Below are 26,851 nucleotides of genomic sequence, written 5' to 3'. Positions count from 1 at the left end.
GCCAAGCGCATGTGCGGGATTGTCGGATATGTGGGGCCCAAGCCGGCCGTGCCCTTCCTGCTTGAGGGCTTGAAGCGCCTCGAATACCGGGGCTATGACTCGGCGGGCGTCGCCCTGCTGGGGGAGCAGGGCCTCCAGGTGATGAAGGCCGTGGGCAAGGTGAGCCACCTGGCTCAGCGCGTCAGCCATGGCCGCCCCGAGCACATCGGTTTCGGGCACACGCGCTGGGCCACCCACGGCGTGCCCAGCGAGGCCAACGCCCATCCTCACCTCAGCGTCGACGGACGCATCGCCCTCATCCACAACGGCATCATCGAGAACTATGCCCCCCTGCGCGAGGAGCTGCGCCAGGAGGGCGTCGTCTTCCGCAGCGAGACCGACACCGAGGTGCTCGTCCATCTCATCGCCCGCCACTATCGGGGGGATCTGGCCGAGGCGGTCCGCATCACCCTGGGGCTGGTGGACGGTGCCTACGGCATCTGCGTCCTCCATCAGGACGAGCCGGACCGCATCGTGGTGGCGAAGATGGGCTCACCCCTGCTCATCGGCCTGGGAGCTGACGAATCCTTTGTGGCCAGCGACCAGCAGGCCCTGGTCGGCCATTCCGACCGCGTGATCGTGCTGGAGGACGGCGAGATGGCCGTCGTCCGCGCCAGCGACGTCTCGGTCTTCACCATCGACATGCGCCCCGTGCACCGGGAGGCGGTGGAGCTGCAGGAGGAGCTGGAGCGCATCGACAAGGGCGCCTATCCGCACTTCATGCTGAAGGAAATCTTCGAGCAGCCGCGCACCATCGCCGACGCCTTTGCCGGGCGCCTGCTGCCGGAGGAGGGAGGGGTGCGGCTGGGCGGCATCGCCCCCGTCATCGAGCGTCTCAAGGGCTGCCGGCGCCTCATCCTCACCGCCTGCGGCACCAGCTGGCATGCCGCCCTGGTGGGCGAGTACATCCTCGAGGACATGCTGCGCATCCCCGTGGAGGTGGAGTACGCCAGCGAATTCCGCTACCGCAATCCCGTCATCGACGAGCACTGCTGCGTCATCGCCATCAGCCAGTCGGGTGAGACAGCGGACACGCTGGCGGCAATGAAGGAGGCCAAGCGCAAGGGCGCCCTCGTGCTGGGCATCTGCAACCGGGTGGGCAGCGCCATCGCCCGCGAAAGCCACGCCGGCGTCTATCTCCACGCCGGCCCCGAGATCGGCGTGGCCAGCACCAAGGCCTTCACCAGCCAATTGGTCGTGCTCATCCTGCTTGCCGTCCACATGGGGCGGCTGCGCCACCTGGGCTACAACCATGGCCGGCAGGTGGTGGACGATCTCAAGGCTTTGCCCGAGCGCGTCCAATGGATCCTGGACCGTGCCGGCGACATCCGTCGCATCGCCCTCAAGCTGGCCGGCCACAACAACGCCCTGTACCTGGGCCGCGGGCTCTTCTTCCCGGTGGCCCTCGAGGGCGCGCTCAAGCTGAAGGAGATCAGCTACGTCCACGCCGAGGGCTACCCGGCGGCGGAGATGAAACACGGCCCCATCGCCCTCATCGACGAGCACATGCCCGTCATCGTCATCGCGCCGCGGGACGACAACTACGAGAAGGTCATCTCCAACATCCAGGAGGTGAGGGCACGGGGCGGCAAGGTGGTGGTGGTGGCCACGGAGAACGATCTGAAGCTCAGGGAACTGGCGGACGAGATCATCCTCATTCCGGAGGCGCAGCCCGCCACCCTCCCCATCCTGGCCGCCATCCCCCTCCAGCTGCTCTCCTACTACATCGCCGTGGAGCGTGGCTGCGATGTGGACCAGCCCCGCAACCTGGCCAAGTCCGTGACGGTGGAGTGAATGCGTCGCCCATCCGCCCTCATCCGTCTCCTGCTGCTGCCGGTCTTGCTCCTCAGCACACCGGCGGGCGGCGCGACCCCGGAGCTTGACCAGATCCTGGTGCTGGCGACCCGGGGCGGCGGTTGCGAGGATCCCGCCCAACGGGCCGCCCTGCGCCTGCTGGTGGACGAGGGTCTGGCCGCCCGCGACGCCTCGGCCAGCACGTGGGCCTGGCTCGATCTGTGGCTGAGGGCCGAATGGGAAGACGACAGCCTGCTGCCCCGTCGGCGGGAGGAGTTCAGGCGCGCCTGGCCTGCTGCCCGCTACCAGGAGTCGGCCGACTGGATGCTGGCGCGGTGGCTGGCCCGGCGCGGCCAAGGGTCGGCGGCGGCCCACCTGCTGCTGGATCTGGCGGCCACGGGTGGAGACGGACGGTTACGGGAGGAGGCCGGAAGACTGTTTGCCGAGCTCTGGCGCGAGCAATTGGATGGCCGGCAACGCGACGAGCTGTCGTCCTCCGCCGGAGGGGCGGGCCGCCGCTGGCTGGCCGCCTGGCGGGACTCCCGCCGCGTGACGCGCACCCTGGCCGTGGTGGCGCCCCTGAGCGGATCCGAGGCGATCCACGGCCGGGCCCTGGCCGAAGGGGCGGAGGCGGCCATTCGCCTGCACCGCCGAGGCGGCGGCGCCTCCTGGCAGGTGTCCGTCCATGACAGCCAGTCGGATCCCTGGCTTGCCCGCGACCTGCTGCAGCGGGCCGCCAGCCAGGGCCCTGATGCCATCCTGCTGTCGGGGGATGCGTCCTCCCTGTCCGCGGCGGCCGGCTGGCGCGCGGGTCGGCCCATCGTCGTGCCGGAGCATGGGGGGCCGCCGCTCCACACGCTCTCACCCGATTTGCTGCAGTTCGGACTGGATGCAGAAGCCCTGGGATCCATCCTGGCGGAGGTGGCCGTCGACAGCCTGGACGCCTCCGGCATCTGCTTTCTCGCGCCCGCCTCCCGACCGGCCCATCGGGTCCTGCAGGGGCTGCATGGGGGGCTGCGCCGGTCAGGGCGGTCAATGGGGCCGGAGCAGTGGTACTTTCCCGGCGCGCGCAGCCTGGAGGTCCAGCTGGGGAATCTGCAGGATTACCGCGCCGGCCTGTCCGGCCCCGCGGTGTGGGTGATGCTGGGGGCGGAGGAGGAGGGTGAGCGGCTGGCCGAGGTCCTCACCCGCATTCCGGTCGGCGACCGGGTGCTGGGTGACCGGGATCTGGGCGTGGCGCTGGAAAATTGCATGCCTCCCGGCCTGGAAGGCCGCCTGCTCCTGCTGGCCGACTGGCTGCCGCCGGGCTATGCCGGCCAGGCGGGTTTGGGCGCGGCGGGGGAAGCCTACCGCCGGGACTTGTTCCAGCGCGAGAACCGCGCCCCGACCGCGGCGGAGAGCCGCGCCCACGAGTGTGTCCGCCTGGTGATCGGAGCCGGCGAGCGCGCCGCCGCCACCGGCCTGGACCTGGGCGGCACCCTGGCCCGCCTGCCGCTGCCAAGCCTGGCCGGGCCCTCCCTCGACCTGGAGCGTCAGCGCGCGGCGGGAGCCTGGCTGCTGGGCTGGAACGGCCGGAGTTATGAGATGTTGGGCGGTCGCATAAGGGCGGAGGGGACCAACTGATGCTGGACGCCATGCTGCTGGGCATCCTCCAGGGCCTGACCGAGTTCCTGCCCATTTCCAGCTCCGGACACCTGGTGCTGGGCGAGCATTTCCTGGGCATGGCGCCCCACGGCAGCCAGGGTCTCCTCCTCGAGGTGGTGTTGCATCTGGGAACGCTGCTTGCCGTGGTGGTGGCCTATCGCCAAGACCTCCTGCGCCTGGCTGCCTCGCTCTGGCCGGGGACCGCCCGTCGCATGGAGGAGGACCAGCGTCGTCGCCACCATCGGCTCCTGCTGGCCATGGTGGTGGCCACCCTGCCCGCCGCGCTGGTGGGTCTTACGATGAAGGGGCCGATCGAGCAGGTCTTCGGCAATCCACGGCTGGTCGCCCTGCTGCTGATGGGAACGGCGGCCATCCTCTTCGTGGGCGATCGTTTGCGCCAGGGCAACCGGCTGGCCGAGCAACTGGGCCTGCCGCGGGCCCTGGGCGTGGGAGCGGTACAGGCCCTGGCCATCCTGCCCGGCATCAGCCGCTCCGGATCCACCATCGTCGCCGGGCTGCTCTGCGGCCTGCGCCCGGTTGAGGCGGCGCGCTTCTCCTTCCTGATCAGCGTTCCGGCGGTGAGCGGAGCGGCCTTGCTGGAAGCCCGCGACCTGTGGACCGGAGAGGCGGTCCTCAGCACCTCCCCCGCCGCCTTGGGTGCCGGCTTCATCTGCTCGGCGGTGGTGGGCTACCTGGCGTTGCAGTGGCTGCTCATTGCCGTGCGGCACCGCAGCCTGACCTATTTCGCCTGCTACTGCTTCGTCGTCGGACTGGCGGCCCTTCTGCTGGGGAGCTTTGCATGAGACCCCTGATCGGCATCAGCATGGAGGCCAGCTTCGACCCGGCGGGAGCGCGCCCCCTCAAGCCGGGCCATCGGCTGGACTACCTCCTGTCCACCTATCCCGCCATGGTGCGGGCCGCCGGAGCGAGGCCCGTCCTGCTGGCCGTGGGGCAGGATCCCGTCGAAGCGGCTGAGCTGGTGGAGCGGCTGGACGGCCTGCTCCTGTCGGGCGGCTCGGATCTGGATCCGGTCTTGTGGGGGGAGGAGGAGCTGGAGGCGGGCGGCCATGTGCTGCCCCTGGGCGAAAGCGAACGAGTGCGCAGCAGATGGGAGGACGTCCTGGTCAAGGCCGCCCTGGAGCGCCGCCTGCCCCTGCTGGGGATCTGCCGCGGCATGCAGCAGCTCAATGTCAGCCTGGGCGGCGACCTGTGGCAGGATCTGGAGCGACAGGTGGGGCGGGCGGGCCATCCCGGCGGCGACGATCCCTTCGACTTGGTGCACGGCCTGCTCGCTGTCGGACCAGCGGAGGACCCCCTCATCGGGGCGATGGGCGGAGCATGGGTCACCAGCACCCACCACCAGGGTCTGCGGCGGTTGGGGCAGGATCTGGAAGTCCTGGCCACGGCGGTGGGCGAGCCGGAGGTGGTGGAAGCGGTGCGCCTGGGCGGCCACCCTTTCCTGCTGGGCGTGCAGTGGCATCCGGAGCGGATGGCCGGATCTCCCCTGACCACCGCCCTCATGGCCTCCTTCCTGGTGGCCGTCGAGCGGCGGCGGGGGAGGGCCGGCTGAGCCCGACCCAGGCCGGCACGGCCCGCACGGGCCTTTGGAAGCGCCTGCCCACCGAGGAGGATCTGCGCGGCGGCCTGCTGCCGCCCATTGTCCTGCTCACAGGAAGCGGCCGGACCGAGGGCGCCGAGGAATACCTGGTCGAGGAGGCTTTCCGCTTTTTCTGGGAGAAGGTGACGGATCCTGCCACCGCCGATTTCAATCGCGACCTCTTCCACGCCGACGAGGTGCGGGCCGAGGAGTTGTTCGCCCAGGCGGGCTCCTTTCCCATGATGGCGGAACGGCGGCTGGTGGTGCTCAAGCGCTGCGAGAAGGCGCCGGCGGCCCTGCTCAAGGACTTGCTGAGCTACCTGGACCAGCCCTCGCCCACCACCTGCCTTCTCCTCATCGGCTGGCCCCTGGACAAGCGGCGCAAGGTCTGGACGCGCGTGCTCAAGGAGGCGGCCGTCTTCGAGTTTCCGCCGCTGGGATCACGCCAGCTGGCCCTTTGGCTGGGCGAGGCCTGCGCCGGGCTGGGCCGCCGGCTGCCGCCCGCCCTGGCGGCCGGCCTGGCCGAACAGCTGGCCCACATCCCGCTGCGCATGGCCCGGCAGGAGGTCGAGAAGATCTGCCTGTTGGTGGAGGATGGCGCGGAGGTGCGGGAGCTCGACCTGGCCCACGCCCTGGGCATGGAGGCCGACGCCCGGCCCTTCGACCTGGTGGACGCCATCCTGGCGGAGAACACGCCCCGCGCCCTGACCATCCTGCGCAGCCTTTCGCGTGTTCCGGACAACGCCTTCATCCTGCCGGGCATCCTGGGCAAGAGCCTGGGCCGCCTCGCCTTCGCCGCCCAATTGCGCGACCGGGGGCATCCCCTGCCTGAAATCGAAGCGCGGCTCAAGTTGAACCCCTACCAGATGCGTCCCATGGCGGGCGCGCTGGCCCGATGGCCGCAGGACAGGCTGGAGGAGGCCCTCCGCCTGGTGCTCGAGGCGGACATGGCCCTCAAGGGCGACAGCCCGCTTCCTCCGTCACAAATCACCTTCCAGTTGGTGGTCCGACTATGCCGACGCCCATGACCCATCTGACCGATGAAGAGGTGATGGAACGCTTCCAGCAGGATGAGCAGGAGGCATTCGACGAGTTGGTCCGTCGCTATCGTGACCGCTTGTTCACTTTCATCGACCAGATGGTGCGCAATCGCCCCCTGGCCCAGGATCTCCTGCAGGAGACCTTCATCCGCCTGTGGCGCCACAAGCTGAAGTACCGCAACATCGCCCGCTTCTCCACCTGGATCTACACCATTGCCGGGAATCTGGTGCGCTCCGAGATGCGTCGACAGGCCCGCGAGCCGCGGGTGGACCTCGAACCGCGCGAGCCGGGCGACCGGCCCATCGAGCTGCCGCACCCCGGCCCCGCCGTGGACAGTCAGGTCCACCGCAACATGACCATCGAGCTGGTGCGGGCGGCCATCGATCAACTGCCGGACGAGTTCCGGGAAGTGATCATCCTGCGGGAGCTTGAGGAACTTTCCTATGACGAGATCGTTGAAATGCTCGGTGTGCCATTGGGTACGGTCAAGAGCAGGATCAATCGCGCCCGTGGCCGGTTGATGACACTGTTGGCGAAAAACATCAAGGATGAGAGCCCATGATTCCTTGCGACCAGGTTTCTTCGGAACTGTGGGATTGGCTGGCGGACCCGGCGGGCCATCCGGAGGGTGGCGCCATCCAGGGGCACCTGGAGCTCTGCGCCGCCTGCCGCTTGACGGCCGACCGCATTGCCAGCCTGCGCGCCAGCCTCCCCGGCTTGCGCCAAGCGCCCGACCCCTCCTTTGAACAGGACCTGTTCAGCCGTCTGGAATCGCTGCGCGCCAACGGCAGCGACCCGGCCGCCGACCGCTTTGAGCCTGATGCCAAGCTGGAAGGGGGCGCCGGGCTGGCGCCTCGGGGCATGGTGGTGGAGCTGCGCCATCGCTCCTGGTGGCGGCGTCCCGCCGCCCTCGTGGTGGCCGGCGCGGCCGCCGCCCTCGTGCTTGGCCTGCTGGGCAGGTGGTCGGGTCCGGCCTCTCCGGGAGCCGGGCAATTGGCCAATGCCACCGCGGAGGGTGAAGCGGCCGGTCCGGTCATGCTGGAGGATAGTTTGGCCACGACCACCCCCACCCCGCCGCAGTACGGCGTCCTGGCTGAACGTATTTGGGAGGAGGATTCCTCCGCCGCCGCGTCGCGCCGCCCCGACCATCAGGATCGCCTGACCCCGGTGACCACCCTGCCTTGAGGTCTGGCGGTGCTTCTTTACCTTCAATCGGCGTGAGCAGGCCGGCGGATCAGTTGATGAACAAGATGGGCGCCGGGCGGGCCGCCCCTCCGCAGCGGGAGGGAAGGACGCGGTCCAGCCGGGGGATCCTGCCTTTCCCGCCGGGGCTGTGTTGAGCCTCCAGTTGAAGGGCACCATGAAGGGCATCCTCCTCGCGGGTGGAACGGGATCACGCCTGCACCCCCTCACCAAAGTCACCAACAAGCACCTGCTCCCTGTCGGCCGTGAGCCGATGATCCACCACCCTCTCAAGAAGATGCTGGAGACGGGCATCCGGGATATCCTGGTGGTGACCGGCCTAGAACACATGGGCGATGTGGTCAACCTGCTGGGCAGCGGCCGGGCCTTCGATTGCCGCCTCACCTATCGCGTGCAGGACGAGGCGGGGGGCATCGCCCAGGCCCTGGGCCTGGCCGAGGGCTTTGTCGGCACGGACCCCATGCTGGTCCTCCTGGGGGACAACATCTTCCAATCCTCCCTGGTCGACGCCAGCGCGGCCTTTCTTGGCTCCGGCGCCGAGGCGCAGATCCTGGTCAAGGAGGTGTCCGATCCCGGCCGCTACGGTGTGGCCGAGGTGGTGGAGGGCCGGGTGTCCGGCATCGAGGAGAAGCCAAGGCAGCCCCGCAGCAACTATGCCGTGACCGGCATCTACTACTACACCGCCGCTGTCTTCGAGATCATCCGCACGCTCAAGCCATCAGGCCGGGGCGAGCTGGAGATCACCGACGTGAACAATGCCTACATCCGGCGTGGCACTCTGCGCAGTGAAGTGCTCGACGGGTGGTGGACGGATGCCGGCACCTTCGAGTCGCTGGCCTTGGCCAACCAATTGATTGCAGGAGTCGCAGGATGAAGATCACCGTGATCGGCACGGGCTATGTGGGCCTGGTGGTGGGGGTCTGTTTCGCCGAAGTGGGGAATGATGTCGTCTGCGTGGACGTGGACAAGGGCAAGATCGACCTGCTCAACGCGGGCCGCATCCCCATCTTTGAACCCGGCCTCAAGGAGCTGCTGGACCGTGTGGTCAAGCAAGGGCGACTGGGCTTCACGACGGACACCGCTGGCGCCGTTGCCCGTTCACAGGTGGTGTTCATCGCTGTGGGCACCCCCCCCGACGAGGACGGCAGCGCCGACCTGCAGCACGTGCTGGCCGCAGCGCGGGATGTGGGAGGCGCCATGACCGGCTACACGGTGGTGGTGGACAAGTCCACCGTGCCCGTGGGCACGGCCGACAAGGTGCGCGAGGTGATCCGCGCCGCCACCAGCCACGAGTTCGATGTGGTCTCCAACCCCGAATTCCTCAAGGAAGGCGCCGCCATCAACGATTTCCTCAAGCCCGACCGGGTGGTGGTCGGAGCGGACACGGAGCGGGCGCGGGAAGCCATGCTCGAGCTGTACGCCCCCTTCGTGCGCACGGGCCACCCCATCATCATGATGGACGTGCGCAGCGCGGAGTTGACCAAGTATGCGGCCAACGCCATGCTGGCCACCAAGATCTCCTTCATGAACGAGATCTCGCGCATCTGTGACCGGGTGGGCGCCAACGTGGAGATGGTGCGACAGGGCATCGGCAGCGACACGCGCATCGGCCAGCAGTTCCTCTTTCCGGGCGTGGGCTATGGCGGCAGTTGCTTCCCAAAGGATGTCAAGGCGATCATCCGCACGGCGGGCGAGCACGGTTATGACTTCCGCATTCTCAAGGCCGTGGAGGAGGTGAACGCCGAGCAGAAGCGCCTGCTTGTGGAGCGGGTCAAGGCCCGCTTCGGACAGGATCTGAGCGGTCGCACCCTGGCGCTCTGGGGCCTGGCCTTCAAGCCCCGCACGGACGACATGCGCGAGGCGCCGGCCCTGGACATCATCGCCGGGTTGCACGCGGCCGGGGCCGCCTTCCAGGTCTACGATCCGGAGGCGATGGACGAGGCCCGGCGCCGGCTGGGGGAGGACGTGGCCTTCGCCGCGGACAACTACGAGGCCCTGCGCGGGGCGGATGCCCTCATCGTGGCGACGGAATGGTCCGACTTCCGCGAGCCGGACTTCGCACGAATGCTGGACCTGATGAAGTCGCCCATCGTGTTCGACGGCCGCAACATCTATCGGCCCGATCGCATGCGCAAGCTGGGCTTCGAGTATCAGTCCATCGGCCGCCCATAGGCCACGCGCGGCGCAGCAACCGGGGACCCGCCGCGGCGGGTCCTCCCAGTTCCGGAAGGTCCATGCGCACTCTCGTCACCGGCGGCGCCGGTTTCATTGGCAGCCACCTCTGCCGCCGCCTGCTGGCTGAAGGCCATCAGGTCATCTGCCTGGACAACCTGTTTACAGGCTCCAAGGCCAACGTGGAAGACCTGTTGCCCGACAGCCACTTCGAGTTTGTCCGCCATGACATCACCCAACCCTTGCTCCTGGAAGTGGATTGGATCTTCAACCTGGCCTGCCCCGCCTCGCCCATCCACTATCAATACAACCCCGTCAAGACGGTCAAGACCAGCGTGCTGGGGGCCATCAACATGCTGGGGCTGGCCAAGCGGGTCCGTGCCCGCATCCTGCACGCCTCCACCAGCGAGGTCTACGGCGACCCGGCCGTCCACCCGCAGACCGAGGACTACTGGGGCAACGTCAACCCCATCGGGCCGCGCAGCTGCTACGACGAGGGCAAGCGCGTGGCCGAGACGCTCATGTTCGACTACCACCGCCAGAACGGAGTGGACGTGCGGGTCATCCGCATCTTCAACACCTACGGACCGCACATGGCGCAGAACGACGGCCGGGTGGTGTCGAACTTCATCATCCAGGCCCTCAAGGGGGAGGAGATCACTCTCTATGGCGAGGGCAACCAGACGCGCAGTTTCCAATTTGTGGACGATCTGCTCGAGGGCATGTTGCGCATGATGCGCCAGGACGGCTTCATCGGTCCGGTCAACCTGGGCAATCCGGAGGAGTTCACCATCCGGCAGCTGGCGGAACAGGTGGTGGCGATGACGGGCAGCTCCTCGCCCATTGTGCGGCATCCCCTGCCCCAGGACGATCCTCGTGTCCGACGGCCGGACATCTCCCTGGCCCGGCGCATGCTGGACTGGAGTCCCCGAGTGCCGTTGGCCCAGGGTCTGCCGCCCACCATCGAGTGGTTCCGGCGCACCCTGAAGGGATGAAGCCGGATCGGGACGAGGGTTTCAGCCGCAACCGGTATCTGATATGCGCAAGCGTTGGTCGGCACGGCAGGCGGAGATTGCTTCAACAATGCATGTTGGTCGCCCTGACCCACACCACCCGCCCGGCAGGGCCGCCGCGTCCATGGATGGCCTGGACCGCGGCTTGATGCGCCGGCTGTGCGGCCGCCCATTGGCCTGGCTGCTTGGGGTAGGCATCGGCCTTGTCCTGTTGCTGGTCGGGTGCGCCCGCATCCAGCCCCCACCGGGCGGACCACCCGACACTCAGCCGCCGACCCTTCGTCTGGATCGGCTCAAGCCGGGGGCCACCCAGGTGGAGGCCCGCCCAGATTTCGTCTTCCATTTCAGCGAGTACATGGATCGGGCCAGCGTGCGCTCCGCCCTCAGCCTCAATCCGCGCCCGGAGGGGGAGCTGGAGCTGGACTGGCGGGGGCGGCGCCTGCGGGTCAGGCCATCCCGCCCCTTGCCGCCCGATCGCACCTGGACCCTGGAACTTGGCACGGCGGCCCGCGACCTGGCGGGCAACCACCTGCCCTCACCCCTGCGCATCCCATTTTCCACGGGTGCGAAACTGGACACCCTCTTCCTCATGTTGGAAGTGACGCCGCCCGATGGCGGCGGTCGGGCCGAACTGTGGTTGTGGCCCGCCGAAGAGCGTCCGTCGCGGCGCTTCACGCGGGCTCCCTGGCGCAGCAGTCCCGACGAGCGGGGCCGCGTCCTTTTCCAGGGACTGCCCCCCGGCGCCTGGTTCGCCCTGGCCGTGGAGGACCTCAACCGGGACGGCTGGTGGGACCCCGACCGGGAGCGCGCCGCCCTGCCCAGTCGCGCGCTCGCCGTGCCGGACACGCTGGCCGGACAGCCCGTCCTCTTCCGCCTGGGCACCTTGGCCGGTCCGGATACACTCTCCTTGCTGGGCGGCCACTTTCTCGACCGGGAACGCATCCAGTTCCGCGCCTGGCTGGAGGCGCCCGCCCTGGCCGGGTGGGCCGATTCCCTGCGCCGCGGCCCGGCGGCGGACAGCCTGCGGCTGGACCTGCTGCGCCTGACGTGCGAGTCCGGGCGTCAGGTTCCACTTTCCGGATTGAAGGCGGCGCCGGAGGGATGGCTGCTTTTCCTGGCCGAGGAGGCGGATTCCCTGCCCCATCACCTGGCGCTCGTGGACGGGCGGGACACCTTGCAGCTGCGGCCGCCCCCCGCTGCCTTCCGGGAGTCCCTGATCGATCCCGGCGGCCTGGGCCAGGCCTGGCGCCAGGGCGTCCTGACCCTGGAGGCGCGCCATGCCGTCTCCTGCCGGCCGGAGGGAGCCTGGCAGCGGAGCGGGGAGGACAGCCTGGGCGTGGCCGTGCACCGCCGCTCGGCCAGCACGCTGGAACTGGGTCCGGTACGCGAAGGGGGCCAGCTCTGGGTGGAAAGAGGATTCCTCAGCGCCGGCCCGCATGTCTGGCCGGACAGCCTCCTGGTCCTGCCCGTGCCGGCCGCCGCGCCGCCCCGGGCCAGCGGCGGTGTCCAGTGGTCCTGGAACCGCGGTCCCCGGGACAGCTCCTGGCGGCTGGTGCTGCGCCATGCCGAGGGGGATCGCGACCTGCCCATCGCCTATGGGGGATCGGCCGACCAATTGCCCGCCGGCCGCCTGCTCTTTGCGCTCTATGACGACCGCGACGGCTCCCGGAGCTGGTCGCCCGGGCGCCTGGACGGGCTGCCGGCGGAACCATGGGTGGTCCTGGCCGACACCGTGGAGGTTCTTCCGGGCTGGATCCAGGGCGACATCCAATTGCATTTGCCGGAGTGGATACCATGAGCGAACGCGTCTGGGCCGTGGTGATGGCGGGAGGCGTGGGGGCGCGCTTCTGGCCCCTGTCGCGCATTGAACGGCCCAAGCAGTTCCTGTCCGTCTTCGGGGAGCAGCCCCTGCTGGTGGAAACCGTGCGCCGCCTGCTGCCCCTGGTTCCGGCCGATCGGATCCTGGTCATCACCAGCGCCCTGCACGCGCAGCGCAGCCGGGAGCTGTTGCCCGCCCTTCCGCCCGGCAACGTGATCGGCGAGCCCATCGGACGCAACACGGCGCCCTGCATCGCCCTTGCCTCCCTCATCGTCCGCCGGCGCGATCCCGACGCCCGCGTCATCGTGCTGCCGGCAGACCATTACGTGGGGGACGACGAGGAGTTCCTCTGCACCCTGGAGCGGGCGCTCACGGCCTGTCGCGGTGGCCATCTGGTCACCCTGGGGATCGCCCCCGACCGGCCGGAAACGGGCTACGGCTACATCCAGCATGAGGAGGAGGAGCTGCATCCCGGCGTGCACGCGGTGCGCACCTTCGCCGAGAAGCCCAACCTGATGACGGCCACGCGCTTCCTCCGCTCAGGGGACTTCCTCTGGAACGCGGGCATTTTCGTCTGGGAGAACGATGTCCTGATCGACGCCCTGGAAAACTGGCTGCCCGACACCTGGGAGGCGGTGGCCGCCCTGGAGCCGGAGCTGGACGAACCCGGTTTCGAGGCGGCGCTTTCCCTGTGTTATACCGGTCTACGTTCCGTCTCCATCGACGTGGGGGTGATGGAACCCGCCGGACGGATGGCGGGCAAGGTCCGGGTGATCCGCTGCTCCTTTCCCTGGAACGATGTGGGCACCTGGGCCGAGATCCACCGCATGCTGGAGAAGGACGAGGCAGGCAACACGACCCAGGGCGAGGCCCTTTTCGTGGTCAGCCGGGGTTGCCATGTCCAGGCCGATCGGCGCACGGTCGTGCTGCTGGGCATGCAGGACACGATCGTGGTGGACACGCCCGACGCCCTCCTCATCTGCGCCATGGAGCGTCATCAGGAATTGCCCCTGGTCATCCAGCGCCTCAAGGACGAGGGTCTGCACGAGCTGCTTTAGGCCTCCCCCGGACACGGCCGTCGGGAGTACTCCGTCGCCCGGCATGGCCGAGCAGGGTCCTGGGGCCCTGGCTTGGAGCCGCCCCGTGCGGGCGCTACCTTCTGGCCATGGACATGTCCCGCACAGCCACGCGCGAGGCCAGGGACCGGGAGCTCCTGGCCGGCCTGGAGGAGGCGGCCCGGACACTGGGGTTCACAGTGCGCACCGAACGAGGCTCCTTCCGCAGCGGTCGGTGTCGTTCCCGCGACGAGCAACTCATCATCCTTAATCGTCGCTTGTCCCTGCATGATCGATCCCTGGTCCTGGCCCGCATCCTGGCGGGTGAGGATCTGGAGCGGGCTTTCCTGCTGCCCGCCGTCCGCGAGCAGATCACCCGCCTTGCCGCCGGCGGGCGCGAGGTCCAGAAGGAACCGGAAGCCCGGGAGGAAGCCTCATGATGACGGATCCCCTCTTCCTGCGCAGTGTCATCCTCTTCGAGGATCTGGAGGACGGCGACCTGATGCGCGTGGCGGAGCGCCTCAGCGTCAAGCGGTACCGCAAGAACAACCTGATCATCTTCGAGGAGGACGAGGGCCAGGTCCTCTTCGTCATCCGCAGCGGCCGGGTCAAGATCTCCCGCATCAACTCCTCCGGGGAGGAGGTCATCCTCGCCATCCTCGGCCCAGCCGATTTCTTCGGCGAGCTGTCCATCGTGGACGGGGGGCCGCGCAGCGCCACCGTCACCTCGCTGGAGGAGGTGGAGCTGCTCAGCCTGCGCCGCAAGGACTTCTTCGACATCCTGCAAAGCCATCCATCGGTCGCCATCACCCTCTTGAAACTGATGGCCGGCCGCATCCGCAAGACGGACGCCCAGCTCGTCTCCCTCTCTTCGCTGGACGCGCGGGGACGCGTGATCAACACCCTGGTCCATCTTTGCCGGGACCTGGGACGGGAGTCCGGCACGGACATGATCCTGGTCAACCTCCCCCTGCAGCGGGATCTGGCCTCCATGGCGGGCACCAGCCGCGAGACCATGTCCCGCCTGCTGGCCCGGCTGGAAAGCGAAGGCTGGCTGGAGCGCAGCGGCTCCGACCTCGTGGTCCACAACTTTGCCGAGTTTCGCAAGCTGCACGGCTGACCGGCCTTGCCGCGTCTTGCGGCCAGGCCTTCGGGCACGATGCTTGCTCTCCAACGCCAGCATGTCCCTGCTTTCAGGTGAAAGCCATGAAGGACAAAGGAATCCCCCCGCCACGACGGGCGCGGATGGCAGGTGCTTCCCAGGCTTGGGAAGGAAGGGGCCGGGAATTGTCAGATGCAAGGGAGTGTCATGGCCGACCAGTCCCCTCCTTCCACGCCGCTCTTCGCGGCGTTTCCGAAATCAAGCGCCGCGGATTGGGCCGCCAGGGCCAGGGAAAGCCTCAAGGGGCGTAGTCTCGAATCGCTGCCGGGAGAGACGGAGGACGGCCTCCCGCGGGAGCCCATCTACAGCGAAGCCTCCTGTGCCCAATTGCTGCATCTGCAGCTGGTGGACCCCCCGGGGGCGGTGGTGGAGGGGGAGCTGCCCGCCGCCTGGGAGATTCGCCAGCATCCGCAGTGCACCGAGGCCGCCGCCCTGGGCCGCGAACTGGCGTGGCTGGCCGCTCGCGGCCAGCGGGTGCTGCCCCTCACCTTGGGCCGGCAGGTCCCGCGTGATGGGCAGGCCCTGGGCCGCTTGCTCAGTGGCCTCCCGTCCGGCAAGGCCGTGGTGGAGCTGGAAGCGGGGCCGGAGGTGGCCCTGGCCCACCGCCTGCTCGGCACCCTGCCGGGAGGACCGCATGTCCTGTTGGCGGACTGGATCAGCCCGGCCCTCATCCAGGGCAAACATCCCCTGGCCACCACCGCCCGCGACCTGGCCCACCTCTGGGCGGCGTCGAATCCGGAACCGCTGAGCGCCTCCTGGCTGGCCAGCGGAGTGACCGCCCACGAGGCGGGAGCCAGCCCGGCCCAGGAGCTGGCCTGCTGGCTCGCCTGCTGGACAGCCGGCCTGCGCGACCTGGAGGAGGCGGGGGCTCCCCTCGAAGAGGCCCTGGCTGGCGCGCGACACGAACTGGCCGCCGGGCGCGAGGTATTCGACACCATGGCCAAATTGCGCGCCGCCCGGCTCCTGGCGGCTCGCATCCTCGAGGCCTGCGGCCGACCGCCGGAGCAGCGCCGCATTGTGCTGCGCGTGCGCGGCGCCTTGCGCACCCAAACCCGCCACGATCCCTGGACCAACCTGCTGCGCGCCACGCTGCAGGGTTTTGCCGCGGGCGTCGGTGGTGCCGACAGCCTGCACCTGCCCTCCATGGCGGAGGGACTGGGCCAGACCGACGAGCAGGCCCGGCGCCTGGCCGCCAACACTCAGGTCATCCTGCAGGAGGAGGCCCATCTGGCCCGCGTGGCCGATCCGGGGCGGGGCAGCTGGTATCTGGAAAGCCTGACGGCCGGGATGGCGGAGGCGGCCTGGAGCCTCTTCCAGGACCTGGAGTCCGCCGGCGGCTGGTGGGCGGCCCTGGTGGAAGGCCTGCCCCAGGGCTGGATCCGCGAGGCGGCGGAGCGCCGCGCCGCCCGTTTGGCCCGGCGCCGGGAGGCGCTGGTGGGCACCAGCGTGTATCCCAACCTGGCCGAGAAGCTGCCCGACTGGGCGCGGGACAGCCATGACCCGGAAGCAGTGGCGTCCACCGGCGACGATTTCGCGCCCCTCCGGCCCCGGCGCCTGGCCGAGGAGCTGGAGGCCCTGCGCCGCCGCGGGGAGGCGGCGGCCACCCAGGGCGCCGGCCCCGTCTGGCTGGCCTGCTGTGGCCCGCTGCGCCAGCACAAGGCCCGGGCCGACTTCTGCCGCGGCCTGCTGGCGGCGGGAGGCTGGCGAAGCATCCAGGGAGAGGGCGCCGCTGACGGGGATCTGGCCGCCGCCGCCGCCTTCCAGTCCGGCGCGCCCGTGACCATCCTCTGCTCGACGGACGAGAGCTACCCTGAACTGGCCCCCGCCTTCGTGGCCGGCTTGCGGCGACGGGAGGGGGAGGCCGGACGCCGGCCCGCCCTCATCCTGCTCGCCGGCCATCCACCCGAGCAGGTGGATGCCCTGCGGGACGCCGGCGTGGCGGGCTTTCTCCACGTCAAGGGCAGCATGAGCGACCTCTTCACCCAAATCCTGCATCACGTGGAGGTGTCCACATGAGCCGCCTGCCGGATTTCAGCCGCCTGCCCTGGAAAGCCGTGGCGGGTTCGGGTCTGGCCCTGCCGCGCGACGGGGCCGGCCGGTGGCAAACGGCCGAGCAGATCGAGGTGGCCTCCCGTCACGACCAGCGTGATGGGGAGGGCCTCGAGCACCTGGGCTTCACGGCCGGCCTCGCCCCCTTCCTGCGCGGACCCTATCCGCTCATGTACGTCACCCAGCCCTGGACGGTGCGCCAGTACGCCGGCTTCTCCACCGCCGAGGAGTCCAACGCCTTCTATCGCCGCAACCTGGCCGCCGGGCAGAAGGGGCTGTCCATCGCCTTCGACCTGGCCACCCATCGAGGCTATGACAGCGACCACCCCCGGGTGACGGGTGACGTGGGAAAAGCCGGCGTCGCCATCGACTCCATCCTGGACATGCGCATCCTCTTCGACGGCATCCCCCTGGACCAGATGTCCGTCTCCATGACCATGAACGGGGCCGTCCTCCCCATCATGGCCCTCTACATCGTGGCGGCCCGCGAGCAGGGCGTCGCGCTGGATCAATTGGCCGGCACGATCCAGAACGACATCCTGAAGGAGTTCATGGTCCGCAACACCTACATCTATCCACCGGCGCCCAGCATGCGGATCATCGCCGACATCTTCCGCTACACCAGCCGCCACATGCCCCGCTACAACAGCATCTCCATCAGCGGCTACCACATGCAGGAAGCGGGTGCCACGGCGGACCTGGAGCTGGCCTACACCCTGGCCGACGGCCTCGAGTACGTGCGCAGCGGCCTGGCGGCGGGCCTGGACATCGACGCCTTCGCCCCCCGCCTCTCCTTCTTCTTCGCCATCGGCATGCACCACTTCTTGGAAGTGGCCAAACTGCGCGCCCCCCGCCTGCTCTGTCCGCGCCTCCTGCAGCCCTTCCATCCGCGCAATCCCAAAAGCCTGGCCCTGCGCACGCACTGCCAGACCAGCGGCTGGAGCCTGACCGAGCAGGACCCCTGGAACAATGTGGCCCGCACTTGCATCGAGGCCCTGGCGGCGGCGGGTGGCCACACCCAGAGCCTGCACACCAACGCCCTGGACGAGGCGATCGCCCTGCCCACTGATTTCAGCGCCCGCATCGCCCGCAACACCCAGCTCCTGTTGCAGGAGGAAAGCGGTCTCTGCCGCGTGGTGGACCCGTGGGGAGGCAGCCATCATGTGGAGCGCCTCACCCACGACCTGGTCCGGCGCGCCTGGCGCCTCATCCAGGAGGTGGAGGAGCTGGGCGGCATGGCCCGCGCCATCGAGAGCGGGCTGCCCAAACTGCGCATCGAGGAGGCGGCCGCCCGGCGCCAGGCGCGCATCGACGCGGGCAAGGACACCATCGTCGGCCTCAACCGCTTCCGCCTGGAGCGCGAGGACCCCATCGAGATTCTTGAAGTGGACAACAGCGCCGTGCGCGAGGCCCAGATCGAGCGGCTCAGGCGCCTGCGTGCCGGGCGCGACGAAGCCCGCTGCCAGGCCGCCCTCAAGGCCCTGACCCACGGCGCCGCCCACCCCGGCGGGGAGGTCAACCTGCTCGAGCTGGCGGTGAGGGCGGTGGAGGCCCAGGCCAGCCTGGGGGAGATCAGCCTCGCCCTCGAGGAGGTCTTCGGCCGGCACCAGGCGGTGGTGCGCAGCGTGTCGGGCGTCTATTCGCGGGAGGCGCAGGATATGGCCAACTTCCAGGAGGTGCGGCGACGCTGCGAAGCCTTCGCCGCGGCCACGGGCCGGCAGCCGCGCATCCTCATCGTCAAGCTGGGGCAGGACGGCCACGATCGCGGCGCCAAGGTGGTGGCCACCGCCTACGCCGACATGGGCTTCGACGTGGACGTCGGCCCGCTCTTCCAGACCCCGGCCGAGGCGGCGCGCCAGGCCGTGGAGAACGACGTGCACGTGGTGGGCATGAGCAGCCTGGCCGCCGGACACAAGACCCTCCTGCCCGAGCTGGCCGCCGAACTGAAGCGCAGGGATCGGGAGGACATCCTCCTCGTCGTGGGGGGAGTCATCCCCAAACAGGACTACGACTTCCTCCTGGCCAATGGTGCCGGGGCCATTTTCGGGCCGGGCACGGTCATTCCCGACGCGGCCCTGCGCATGCTGGAGCTGCTGGCGGAGCGTTTCGGTCCCGACCGCCCATGATCAGCCGGCCACCCGATCTGGCGACCCTCGCCGCCGGCATCCTCTCCGGCGATCGCAGCCTGCTGGCCCGCGCCATCACCCTGGCCGAGAGCCGCCGCCCGGAGGACGCCCGCCGTGCCGCCGAGCTGCTCCGCCGCCTGGCTCCCCACACGGGTGGCAGCCTGCGCCTGGGCATCTCCGGCCCGCCCGGCGCCGGCAAGAGCACTCTCATCGACGCCCTGGGCTGCCGGCTGATCGAGGCGGGGCACCGGGTGGCCGTCCTCGCGGTGGATCCCTCCAGCCGCGTCTCCGGCGGCAGCATCCTGGGGGACAAGACCCGCATGGCGAAGCTGGCGGCGCGGGAGGAGGCCTTCATCCGGCCCAGCCCCTCCGGCGGCAGCCTGGGCGGCGTGGCGCGGCGCACGCGCGAAAGCCTGCGGCTCTGCGAGGCGGCCGGCTTTGACGTGGTGCTGGTGGAGACAGTGGGCGTGGGCCAAAGCGAGGTGGCGGTGCGCGACCTGGTGGACGTTTTCCTGCTGCTCCTGCTGCCCTCCTCCGGTGACGACCTGCAGGGGATCAAACGAGGGGTGATGGAGCAGGCCGACATCATTGCCGTCAACAAGGCCGACGGCGACACGCGCCCCGCCGCCCTGCGCACCCAGGCCGACATGGCCGTCGCCCTGCATTTGTCCATGGGGGAGGGCCCGGCCGCCTGGACGCGGCAGGTCCTGGCCTGCAGCGCCGCCAGCGGCGAGGGCCTGGACGAGGTCTGGCGGCAGGTGCTGGCCTGCCGGGCGGCCCGTTCCGCCGACGGGGGCCTGCACGCCCTGCGTCTGGAGCAGGAGCGCCGCTGGTTCCGCCTGATGACCGAGGAGGCCGTGCTCGAGCGCGTCTTCGGACCCCGCCCCATGAGCGACCTGCGCCGCCGCCTGGAGGAGGAGGTGGCTTCAGGCCGCCTGCCCGCCGAGGCCGCCCTCCTGGACCTGTTGGACCAGTGGGACCATCCCGGCGGCCCGCTTCCCGCCTGAAGCCCGACCCGGCCCGCATTGGTTTTGCCGGGCCTTCTCTCTACCTTCCTACCCACGATAGAACAAGACAGGACTCCCCGCACCGGATGCGCCAACTCACCCTTCTGTTCTGGCTCCTCTGCGCGGCCGCCGGCGCCTTCGCCCAGGCCCGCGGCGAAGCCGGCGGACCCACCCTGCTGGGCCTCACCGTCACCGGCAACAGCACCACGGACGAACAACTCATCCGCATCAACAGCGGCTTGCGCGTGGGCTCCGCCCTGCGCGGGGAGGATGTGCAGCAAGCCATCCGCCAGCTGTGGAGCCTCAAGCGCTTCAGCTCCGTCGAGGTGCTGCTGGCCCGCGAGCTGAGCGAGGGCATCTACCTGGAAATCCAGGTGGAGGAGCTGCCCCGGCTGCGCAGCCTGGAGATCGTGGGCAACGACAAGCTGGGCAAGACCCGCCTGCGCGACGCCCTCAAGGGGGTGGTCACCGTCGGCCTGCCCGTGGGCGAGCTGGAGATGTTCAAAGCGCGGCGCACCCTGCAGGATCTGTATGAGAAGGAAGGCTTCCGCCTGGCCGAGGTGGAGGTGGCGGTGCGCAACATCGAAGAGGGGCAGGGCGATCTCCACGTGGTGGTCAAGGAAGGCCAGCGCATCCGCATCGACCAGGTGATCATCCAGGGCAACGAACAGGTGTCCGATGCCAAGCTGATCCGCCGCATGAAGAAGACCCGCCCCCGCATGATCTTCCGCAGCGGCAAGTTCGACCGCGAGGCCTTCGAGGTGGACAAGGGCCTGCTGGTCGCCTACCTGCACAACCTGGGCTACCGGGATGCCCGCGTCCTGTCCGACAGTGTCTGGGTGGACGAGCAGAGCCGGGACCTCAAGGTGCTGGTCCACCTCTATGAGGGCCGCCTTTACGAGGTGGGAGAGATCAGCTGGGCGGGGAACACGGTCTTCACGGTGGAGGAGCTGCAGCGCCAGATCTCGCTGCGGCCGGGGGATCCCTATTCCCGCAAGAAGCTGGAGCAGAGCGTGCAGGAGGGCTTGCACGACCTCTACTACAACCGGGGCTACATCCAAGCCCAGGTCCGCCCCGTGGAGCTGCCCCGGGACGAGGCCGTCATCGACATCCGCTTCGAGATCACCGAGAACAACGTCTTCTCGGTCAAGCGCGTGGATTTCGCCGGCAATGACAAGACCAAGGAGAAGGTCCTTCGGCGCGAGATGCACCTGCGTCCGGGCGACACCTTCGACGTGGGCAAGCTGCGCCGCAGCTTGCGCGATCTGACCATCCTCAACTACTTCGAGGCGGTCAACCCCGATGTGGACATCGCCAGCGCCGACCAGGTCAACTTGACGGTGGAGGTCAAGGAGAAGAACACCGACCAGATCATGATGAGCGCCGGCTACAGCGAGCGTGACAAGCTGGTCGGCTCCATCGGGTTCTCCCTCAACAACTTGATGGGCAACGGCCAGACCCTCTCCTTCGACTGGCAGTTCGCGCGCAGCTACCGCAGCCTCAACCTGGAGTTCCAGGAGCCCTTTCTCTTCGATCGGCCCATCCTCGCCGGCTTCCGCGTCTTCGACATCCAGCGGACCCGCACCTACAACTGGGATTTCGACCAGAAGAGCCGCGGCGGCAGCGTGACGCTGGGCAAGCGCCTCACCTGGCCGGACAACTACTTCCGCGTCTCCAGCACCTACCGCCTGGAGGAGACGGTCTACACCAACTTTGTCAGCAGCTCCCGCGCGGAGCTGAACCGCCGCGGCATCTACGAGGACGATCCCGAGCTGGCCTCCACCTTGTCCGTCTCCCTCGTGCGGGACAGCCGCGACCACCCGGAGTTCCCTCAGAACGGCTCCACCGTGCGCCTGGACAGCGAGATCGGTGGCGGCTACCTGGGGGGGGAGCGCGATTTCCAGCGCTACACCCTGGAGGCCCGCAGTTACAGTCCTTTCCTGGGCAAGTTCATCCACTACAACAGCCTGGAGGCGGGCATCGTGGACGGGCTGGGCGCCCGGGACGAGGTGCCCTGGATCAAGCGCTTCTTCATGGGCGGCAGCGGCCTTAGCCTGGGCACCCCTTTGCGCGGCTACAGCGACCGCAGCGTGGGCACGGGCGAGGACGGCGGTCGCATCAAGTTCAAGGCGGGAACGGAGATCCGCTTCCAGCTCATCCCCAACCCCACGGTCTACGGCCTGGTCTTCGGCGAAGCGGGCAAGGTCTGGAAGAACCTGAAGAGTTCATCCCTGAGCGATCTGGACAAGAGCGCGGGCCTGGGCCTGCGCCTGCACATGCCCATGATCGGCCTCATCGGCCTGGATTACGCGTATGGCTTCGACCGCGTCAGTTCCAGCACCGGCTTGCGCCAGGGCAAATGGGAGTTCCACTTCCAGTTCGGACGGGAGTTCTAGCCGGCAAGCAGCCCACCAACGGCGAGGGCCTCCCTGCCGCCCCCGCGCTTGCCATCCAAACGCAAACACCAACTCGGAAGGAGTCGTCATGAAGAAAGTCGCACTGCCCCTGCTGCTGGCCTTGCTGGTGGTCCTGCCGCCGGCCATGGCCAAGGACCTGCGTCTGGGTGTGATCAACTCCGAGCAGGTTCTGTCCAATTACTCGGAATACCAGACCAGCATGCGGGCCCTGCGGGAGGAGAAGGAGGACTGGGACCGCCAGATCATCGCCCGCGAGGCGGAGATCGAGGCGGAGGTGGGCGACTTCCGCCTGCAGGAGAACACGCTCTCCCCCGTCTCCCGCTCCGAGCGGCGCAGCAACATCGACCGCAAGATCGCCCAGCTGGACGAGTTCCGCAGCGAGATCTACGCCGAGCCGAACGGCCGTTTCTTCCGGCGGAACAAGGAGCTGATGGAACCCCTCGTCAACAAGGTGAACGATGCCATCCGCGTTGTCGCCGAGGAGGAGGGCTATGACATGATCCTCGACAATTCCATGCCCATCATCGTCTATGTGCGCGAGGAGAGCATCGACATCAATCTCAACCAGAAAGTGCTGGAAAAGCTCCAGGGCGGGGCCGGCGCGGCCAAGGGTGAGGGTGCCGCTCCGCGGACGCCCGTCGGCGGCAAGTGACATGCCCCGGTTCTCCCTGGCCGATCTGGCCGGTGAACTGAAAGCGGCCCTGGAAGGGGATGTCGGCCGGGTCATCCGCGGCGTGCGCGGCCTGGAGGAGGCCGGCCCGGAGCATCTCAGCTTCCTGGCCAGCCCCCGCTACCGGCCGCAATTGCCCGCCACCCGGGCGGGAGCGGTGCTGCTGCGCGAGGAGGACCGCGCCCTCTGCCCGGCGGGCTGCGCCGCGCTGGTGGTGCCCGATCCCTACCTCGCCTTCGCGCTGGCCATGCGCCTCTTCCATCCGGCGCCGCCCCACCCCGGGTGGGGACGCCACGACAGCGCCGTGGTCGCCCCGGACGCCCAGGTCCACGCCGAGAGCTGGCTGGGGCCGCAGGTCGTGGTGGAGGCGGGGGCGGTCATCGGGCGGGGCAGCCGGCTGCTGGGCCAGACCACGGTCTATGGCGGAGCCCACATCGGCGAGGACTGCCTCATCCACACCGGCTGCCAGGTGCGGGAGCATTGCGTCCTGGGCAACCGCGTGCTCCTGCAGAACGGCGTGATCGTGGGGGCCGAGGGCTTCGGCTTCGCCCCCCTGCCCGAGGGCGGCTCCCTGAAGATTCCCCAGGCCGGCCGCGTGGTGATCGAGGATGACGTGGAAATCGGGGCCAACTGCTGCCTGGACCGCGGCACGATGGGAGACACCATCATCCGGCACGGGGCGCGGCTGGACAACCTCATCCAGATCGCCCACAACGTGGAGGTGGGGCCGGGCACCCTCATCGCCGCCCAGTCCGGCGTGGCCGGCTCCACGCGCTTGGGGGCGGACTGCCGCATCGGCGGCGCCACGGCCATCAACGGACACATCCGCATCGGCGACCGCGTGCAGATCGGCGGCGGCAGCGGTGTGACCGGCTCCGTTCCCGACGACCGCATCTACGCCGGATTCCCGGCCCGTCCCCATCGCGAGTTCCTTCAGCAGCAAGCGGCCCTGGCCCACTTGCCGGAGCTGCAACGCCAGGCCCGCGAACTGGGACGGCGCCTGGCCGGGCTGGAGGAGCGTTTGTCCTCCCTTGAGGCAGAAGGCACGGAGGAAGGAGAGGCATGAACCTCAACCAGCGAAGCATCGAGGACTCCGCCACCATTGCGGGGCTGGGCCTGCATACGGGCGCCCCTTGCACGGTCACCTTCCTGCCCGCCCCGGCCGGACACGGGCTGGTCTTCCGCCGGCGGGAGGGGGAGCGCGTCGTGGACATCCCGGCCACCATCGAACACGTGGTGAGCACCGACCGCGGCACGGTCCTGGCGGTGGACGGCGTGCGTGTCCACACCGCCGAGCATCTGCTGGCGGCCCTGGCCGGGCTGGGCATCGACAACTGCCTGATCGAGATGGACGGGCCGGAGCCGCCCATTCTCGACGGCTCGGCGGCGGCCTTCATCGCCGTGCTGCAGCAGGCCGGCATCCGCGAGCTGGAGGAGCCGCGCGATTTCCTCAGCGTGGATCGCACGGTGGTCTACCATGACGACAGCGGCATCGACATCGTGGTCGTGCCCTCCGAGGAGTTCCGCGTCACTTACATGGTGGACTACGCCAACCCGGCCCTGGGCACCCAGTACACCAGCATGTACGGCTGGAGCGAATTCATCCAGGAGTTCGCCCCGGCGCGCACCTTCTGCTTCGCCAGCGAGCTGTTGGAGCTGCAGCGCCGCGGCCTCATCCAGGGCGGCAGCCTGGACGCCGCCCTTGTCTTTCTTGACGTGGCCGACCAGGACCTCAGGAGCCTGGAGCAGCATTTCTCCGTGACAATCGATCGCGAGCGGCTGGCCGCCGGCCGGCGCATCCTGGGCGATCAGGAGCCGCACTGGCCCAACGAACCGGTGCGGCACAAGGTGGTGGATCTGGCCGGCGACCTCTGCCTGCTGGGCCAGCCCCTCAAGGCCCATGTCCTCGTCGCCCGCGGCGGTCACACGGCCCATGTCGCCCTCGTCCGCCAGCTGAAGCAGGAGGCCGTGCGCAAGAGCCTGCAGAAGGAGTACCAGCAGCGCCTGAGCGAGGAGGTCTTCGACGCCGCCGCCATCGAGCGCATCCTGCCCCACCGCTATCCCTTCCTGCTGGTGGACCGCATCACCGAGTTGAAGCCCGGCGAGTTCGTGCGGGGCATCAAATGCGTGACCATCAACGAGCCCTTTTTCCCCGGCCATTTCCCGGGGCATCCCATCATGCCCGGCGTCCTCATTGTGGAGGCGATGGGACAGACGGGGGGCATCCTCCTCCTCAACAGCTACGACCGGCCGGAGGAGAAGGTGGTCTACTTCACCGGCCTGGACAAAGTGCGCTTCCGCAAGCCGGTGCGTCCGGGCGACCAGCTGGTGATGGAGTTGACCATGCTCAAGCAGAGGCGCGGCATGTGCCTGATGGAGGGCAAGGCCTACGTGGACGGGCAGCTGGTCACCAGCGCCGAGATGAGCGCCATGGTGGTGGACAAGTGAGCCCGCTCATCCATCCCAGCGCGGTGATCCATCCCGCGGCGCGGCTGGGCGCCGGCGTCGAGGTGGGTCCCTTCGCCTATGTCGAGGAGAACGTCGAGCTGGGGGAGGGCTGCCGCATCGGGCCCCACGCCGTCATCCATGCCGGTGCCCGCCTGGCCCGGGGCGTGGAGGTCCATCAGGGGGCCAGTGTCTCCTGCCTGCCCCAGGATCTCAAGTTCGAGGGGGAGGACAGCCTGCTCGAAGTAGGGGAGCGCACGGTCATCCGCGAGTTCGCCACCCTCTCCCGCGGCACGGCCGAATCCGGCGCCACGCGGGTGGGGGCGGGCTGCCTCATCATGGCCTACGTCCATCTGGCCCACGACTGCCAGGTGGGCGACGGCTGCATCCTGGTCAACGGCGTGCAGGTGGCGGGCCACGTCCACATCGGCCAGCGCGTCACCCTGGGGGGTCTGGTGGCCGTCCACCAGTTCGTCCACATCGGCGACCACGCCTTCGTGGGCGGCGGCATGGAAGTGACCAAGGACGTCCCGCCCTTCGTCCTGGCCAACGGCAAGCCGCTCAAGTACTGCGGCCTCAACCTGGTCGGGCTCAAGCGCCGCGGCTTCGATCCGGAGCGCCTGCGCCGCATCCGCGACCACTATCGCCTCTTCTTCGGCAAGGGAAGCCACAATGCAAGCCAGGCCCTGGCCCGCCTGCGCGAGGAAGCGGCCGGGGAAGCCGACGCGGACCTGATCATCCGCTTCGTGGAACAGTCCGAGCGGGGCATCCTGCCCGGATGAAAGGCCGCTGGCTGATTCATCCGGAAGGCGAAGGCCTCTGGAACATGGCGGTGGATGCCGTGCTGGCCCGCGGCGGCGGCGCGCCCCTCACCCTGCGCTGCTACTCCTGGCGTCCCGCCACCCTCTCGCTGGGCCACAGCCAGGCCTGGACGCCGGAGATGGCGCGCCGGGCGCGGGAGGCGGGCATTCCCGCCGTGCGGCGCGAGACCGGCGGCCGGGCCGTGCTCCATGACGAGGAGCTGACCTACTGCGTGGCCATCCCCGCCCACTCGCCCCTGCATTGCGGCAACCTGCCCCAGGCCTATCAGCGCATCAATGCCGCCCTCGCCACGGGCCTGGCCGGCCTGGGTCTGGAACTGAGCCAGGAGGCCCGCCGGGTGGACATCGCCGCCGCCTATCGGCGCGAGACGGGCGGCCTCTGTTTCGCCGCCACGGCCCAGAGCGAGGTGCTGTGGCAGAACCGGAAGCTGGTGGGAAGCGCCCAGCGGCAACTGCGCGAGGGCCTGCTGCAACACGGCAGCGTCATCATCGGGCCGGGACACCTGCGCATCGGCGCGCTCTTCTTCGATGAGCCGCGCCTGCGGGAGGCAGCCGCCGGCAAGCTGGCCCGCGAGACGACCTGCCTGGCCGAGGCGCTGGGTCGCCCTCCAGCCTTCCCGGAAGTGGCCGCCGCCTTGCGGGAGGGCTTTGCCGAGGTCTTCGGCTTGGACCTGGAGGACCGCGCCCTGGACGCCGGGGAGATGGAAGGGGCGGCCCGCTGGCGGGAGGCCTTCCGTCCGGAGCGCGAGGCGATGCGTCTGCCCTGAGATGATGCCG

The 26,851-nt window shown here is 69.2% G+C and carries 23 protein-coding genes; all 23 read left to right on the top strand.

Annotated features, from left to right (window positions below; all coding sequences use genetic code 11):
• The first annotated feature begins 9 nt into the window (after window positions 1-9).
• A complete protein-coding gene (glmS, locus tag Q8O14_05565) occupies window positions 10-1,833 on the top strand; it encodes a glutamine--fructose-6-phosphate transaminase (isomerizing) (GenBank protein MDP2360204.1) in 1,824 nt (607 codons plus the stop codon).
• Window positions 1,834-3,456 carry an ABC transporter substrate-binding protein gene (locus Q8O14_05560; GenBank protein MDP2360203.1) on the top strand — a complete coding sequence of 541 codons (1,623 nt, stop codon included), beginning with the start codon at window positions 1,834-1,836 and terminating at the stop codon, window positions 3,454-3,456.
• Entirely contained in the window at window positions 3,456-4,280 is an 825-nt protein-coding gene (locus Q8O14_05555; GenBank protein MDP2360202.1) for an undecaprenyl-diphosphate phosphatase, read from the top strand. Before Q8O14_05560 ends, Q8O14_05555 begins: the two co-directional genes overlap by 1 nt.
• On the top strand, window positions 4,277-5,047 hold the full coding sequence (locus Q8O14_05550; GenBank protein MDP2360201.1) for a gamma-glutamyl-gamma-aminobutyrate hydrolase family protein: 771 nt from the start codon (window positions 4,277-4,279) through the stop codon (window positions 5,045-5,047). Before Q8O14_05555 ends, Q8O14_05550 begins: the two co-directional genes overlap by 4 nt.
• Window positions 4,951-6,102 (top strand): DNA polymerase III subunit delta, encoded by a 1,152-nt coding sequence (gene holA / locus Q8O14_05545; GenBank protein MDP2360200.1) that lies wholly within the window; start codon window positions 4,951-4,953, stop codon window positions 6,100-6,102. Before Q8O14_05550 ends, holA begins: the two co-directional genes overlap by 97 nt.
• Entirely contained in the window at window positions 6,099-6,677 is a 579-nt protein-coding gene (locus tag Q8O14_05540; GenBank protein ID MDP2360199.1) for a sigma-70 family RNA polymerase sigma factor, read from the top strand. Before holA ends, Q8O14_05540 begins: the two co-directional genes overlap by 4 nt.
• Complete coding sequence (locus tag Q8O14_05535) at window positions 6,674-7,300, top strand: hypothetical protein (protein ID MDP2360198.1); 627 nt, start codon at window positions 6,674-6,676, stop codon at window positions 7,298-7,300. Before Q8O14_05540 ends, Q8O14_05535 begins: the two co-directional genes overlap by 4 nt.
• Window positions 7,301-7,475: 175 nt before the next feature.
• The gene (locus Q8O14_05530) at window positions 7,476-8,192 is read left to right on the top strand and encodes a sugar phosphate nucleotidyltransferase (protein ID MDP2360197.1); all 717 of its coding nucleotides are present in this window, start codon (window positions 7,476-7,478) and stop codon (window positions 8,190-8,192) included.
• Window positions 8,189-9,490 (top strand): UDP-glucose/GDP-mannose dehydrogenase family protein, encoded by a 1,302-nt coding sequence (locus Q8O14_05525; GenBank protein MDP2360196.1) that lies wholly within the window; start codon window positions 8,189-8,191, stop codon window positions 9,488-9,490. The genes Q8O14_05530 and Q8O14_05525 overlap by 4 nt, the downstream gene beginning before the upstream one ends.
• A 62-nt stretch (window positions 9,491-9,552) precedes the next feature.
• Window positions 9,553-10,485: an SDR family oxidoreductase gene (locus Q8O14_05520; GenBank protein MDP2360195.1), complete on the top strand. Its 933-nt coding sequence runs from the start codon at window positions 9,553-9,555 to the stop codon at window positions 10,483-10,485.
• Between the two features lie 142 nt (window positions 10,486-10,627).
• Window positions 10,628-12,301, top strand: coding sequence for an Ig-like domain-containing protein (locus tag Q8O14_05515; GenBank protein ID MDP2360194.1), 1,674 nt, complete (start codon window positions 10,628-10,630; stop codon window positions 12,299-12,301).
• Window positions 12,298-13,380, top strand: a complete 1,083-nt coding sequence (locus tag Q8O14_05510; GenBank protein MDP2360193.1) for a mannose-1-phosphate guanylyltransferase — start codon at window positions 12,298-12,300, stop codon at window positions 13,378-13,380. The genes Q8O14_05515 and Q8O14_05510 overlap by 4 nt, the downstream gene beginning before the upstream one ends.
• 113 nt (window positions 13,381-13,493) lie before the next feature.
• A complete protein-coding gene (locus Q8O14_05505; protein MDP2360192.1) occupies window positions 13,494-13,817 on the top strand; it encodes a hypothetical protein in 324 nt (107 codons plus the stop codon).
• Window positions 13,814-14,497: a Crp/Fnr family transcriptional regulator gene (locus Q8O14_05500; GenBank protein MDP2360191.1), complete on the top strand. Its 684-nt coding sequence runs from the start codon at window positions 13,814-13,816 to the stop codon at window positions 14,495-14,497. Before Q8O14_05505 ends, Q8O14_05500 begins: the two co-directional genes overlap by 4 nt.
• A 189-nt stretch (window positions 14,498-14,686) precedes the next feature.
• Window positions 14,687-16,555, top strand: coding sequence for a methylmalonyl-CoA mutase family protein (locus tag Q8O14_05495; GenBank protein ID MDP2360190.1), 1,869 nt, complete (start codon window positions 14,687-14,689; stop codon window positions 16,553-16,555).
• Complete coding sequence (gene scpA, locus Q8O14_05490) at window positions 16,552-18,714, top strand: methylmalonyl-CoA mutase (GenBank protein ID MDP2360189.1); 2,163 nt, start codon at window positions 16,552-16,554, stop codon at window positions 18,712-18,714. Before Q8O14_05495 ends, scpA begins: the two co-directional genes overlap by 4 nt.
• Window positions 18,711-19,721 (top strand): methylmalonyl Co-A mutase-associated GTPase MeaB, encoded by a 1,011-nt coding sequence (meaB, locus tag Q8O14_05485; protein MDP2360188.1) that lies wholly within the window; start codon window positions 18,711-18,713, stop codon window positions 19,719-19,721. Before scpA ends, meaB begins: the two co-directional genes overlap by 4 nt.
• 86 nt (window positions 19,722-19,807) lie before the next feature.
• Entirely contained in the window at window positions 19,808-22,117 is a 2,310-nt protein-coding gene (bamA, locus tag Q8O14_05480) for an outer membrane protein assembly factor BamA (protein ID MDP2360187.1), read from the top strand.
• Window positions 22,118-22,205: 88 nt separating this feature from the next.
• The gene (locus Q8O14_05475) at window positions 22,206-22,790 is read left to right on the top strand and encodes an OmpH family outer membrane protein (GenBank protein MDP2360186.1); all 585 of its coding nucleotides are present in this window, start codon (window positions 22,206-22,208) and stop codon (window positions 22,788-22,790) included.
• 1 nt (window position 22,791) lies between these two features.
• Window positions 22,792-23,874, top strand: coding sequence for a UDP-3-O-(3-hydroxymyristoyl)glucosamine N-acyltransferase (gene lpxD / locus Q8O14_05470; protein ID MDP2360185.1), 1,083 nt, complete (start codon window positions 22,792-22,794; stop codon window positions 23,872-23,874).
• Window positions 23,871-25,256 (top strand): bifunctional UDP-3-O-[3-hydroxymyristoyl] N-acetylglucosamine deacetylase/3-hydroxyacyl-ACP dehydratase, encoded by a 1,386-nt coding sequence (locus tag Q8O14_05465; protein ID MDP2360184.1) that lies wholly within the window; start codon window positions 23,871-23,873, stop codon window positions 25,254-25,256. Before lpxD ends, Q8O14_05465 begins: the two co-directional genes overlap by 4 nt.
• Entirely contained in the window at window positions 25,253-26,035 is a 783-nt protein-coding gene (gene lpxA, locus Q8O14_05460; GenBank protein ID MDP2360183.1) for an acyl-ACP--UDP-N-acetylglucosamine O-acyltransferase, read from the top strand. The genes Q8O14_05465 and lpxA overlap by 4 nt, the downstream gene beginning before the upstream one ends.
• Complete coding sequence (locus tag Q8O14_05455; GenBank protein ID MDP2360182.1) at window positions 26,032-26,841, top strand: hypothetical protein; 810 nt, start codon at window positions 26,032-26,034, stop codon at window positions 26,839-26,841. The genes lpxA and Q8O14_05455 overlap by 4 nt, the downstream gene beginning before the upstream one ends.
• Window positions 26,842-26,851 lie beyond the last annotated feature (10 nt).

Source organism: bacterium (assembly GCA_030685015.1).
Lineage (GTDB): Bacteria > CAIWAD01 > CAIWAD01 > CAIWAD01 > CAIWAD01 > CAIWAD01.
The sequence above is the reverse complement of the archived record's forward strand: the minus strand, read 5'-3'. Positions and strand labels throughout refer to the sequence as shown.

Bases quoted from the DNA above. Each gene is read 5' to 3' on its own strand.
- glmS (MDP2360204.1), top strand. From the start codon at position 10: ATGTGCGGGATTGTCGGATATGTGGGGCCCAAGCCGGCCGTGCCCTTC.
- Q8O14_05560 (MDP2360203.1), top strand. From the start codon at position 1,834: ATGCGTCGCCCATCCGCCCTCATCCGTCTCCTGCTGCTGCCGGTCTTG.
- Q8O14_05555 (MDP2360202.1), top strand. From the start codon at position 3,456: ATGCTGGACGCCATGCTGCTGGGCATCCTCCAGGGCCTGACCGAGTTC.
- Q8O14_05550 (MDP2360201.1), top strand. From the start codon at position 4,277: ATGAGACCCCTGATCGGCATCAGCATGGAGGCCAGCTTCGACCCGGCG.
- Q8O14_05540 (MDP2360199.1), top strand. From the start codon at position 6,099: ATGACCCATCTGACCGATGAAGAGGTGATGGAACGCTTCCAGCAGGAT.
- Q8O14_05535 (MDP2360198.1), top strand. From the start codon at position 6,674: ATGATTCCTTGCGACCAGGTTTCTTCGGAACTGTGGGATTGGCTGGCG.
- Q8O14_05530 (MDP2360197.1), top strand. From the start codon at position 7,476: ATGAAGGGCATCCTCCTCGCGGGTGGAACGGGATCACGCCTGCACCCC.
- Q8O14_05525 (MDP2360196.1), top strand. From the start codon at position 8,189: ATGAAGATCACCGTGATCGGCACGGGCTATGTGGGCCTGGTGGTGGGG.
- Q8O14_05520 (MDP2360195.1), top strand. From the start codon at position 9,553: ATGCGCACTCTCGTCACCGGCGGCGCCGGTTTCATTGGCAGCCACCTC.
- Q8O14_05515 (MDP2360194.1), top strand. From the start codon at position 10,628: ATGGATGGCCTGGACCGCGGCTTGATGCGCCGGCTGTGCGGCCGCCCA.
- Q8O14_05510 (MDP2360193.1), top strand. From the start codon at position 12,298: ATGAGCGAACGCGTCTGGGCCGTGGTGATGGCGGGAGGCGTGGGGGCG.
- Q8O14_05505 (MDP2360192.1), top strand. From the start codon at position 13,494: ATGTCCCGCACAGCCACGCGCGAGGCCAGGGACCGGGAGCTCCTGGCC.
- Q8O14_05500 (MDP2360191.1), top strand. From the start codon at position 13,814: ATGATGACGGATCCCCTCTTCCTGCGCAGTGTCATCCTCTTCGAGGAT.
- Q8O14_05495 (MDP2360190.1), top strand. From the start codon at position 14,687: ATGGCCGACCAGTCCCCTCCTTCCACGCCGCTCTTCGCGGCGTTTCCG.
- scpA (MDP2360189.1), top strand. From the start codon at position 16,552: ATGAGCCGCCTGCCGGATTTCAGCCGCCTGCCCTGGAAAGCCGTGGCG.
- meaB (MDP2360188.1), top strand. From the start codon at position 18,711: ATGATCAGCCGGCCACCCGATCTGGCGACCCTCGCCGCCGGCATCCTC.
- bamA (MDP2360187.1), top strand. From the start codon at position 19,808: ATGCGCCAACTCACCCTTCTGTTCTGGCTCCTCTGCGCGGCCGCCGGC.
- Q8O14_05475 (MDP2360186.1), top strand. From the start codon at position 22,206: ATGAAGAAAGTCGCACTGCCCCTGCTGCTGGCCTTGCTGGTGGTCCTG.
- lpxD (MDP2360185.1), top strand. From the start codon at position 22,792: ATGCCCCGGTTCTCCCTGGCCGATCTGGCCGGTGAACTGAAAGCGGCC.
- Q8O14_05465 (MDP2360184.1), top strand. From the start codon at position 23,871: ATGAACCTCAACCAGCGAAGCATCGAGGACTCCGCCACCATTGCGGGG.
- Q8O14_05455 (MDP2360182.1), top strand. From the start codon at position 26,032: ATGAAAGGCCGCTGGCTGATTCATCCGGAAGGCGAAGGCCTCTGGAAC.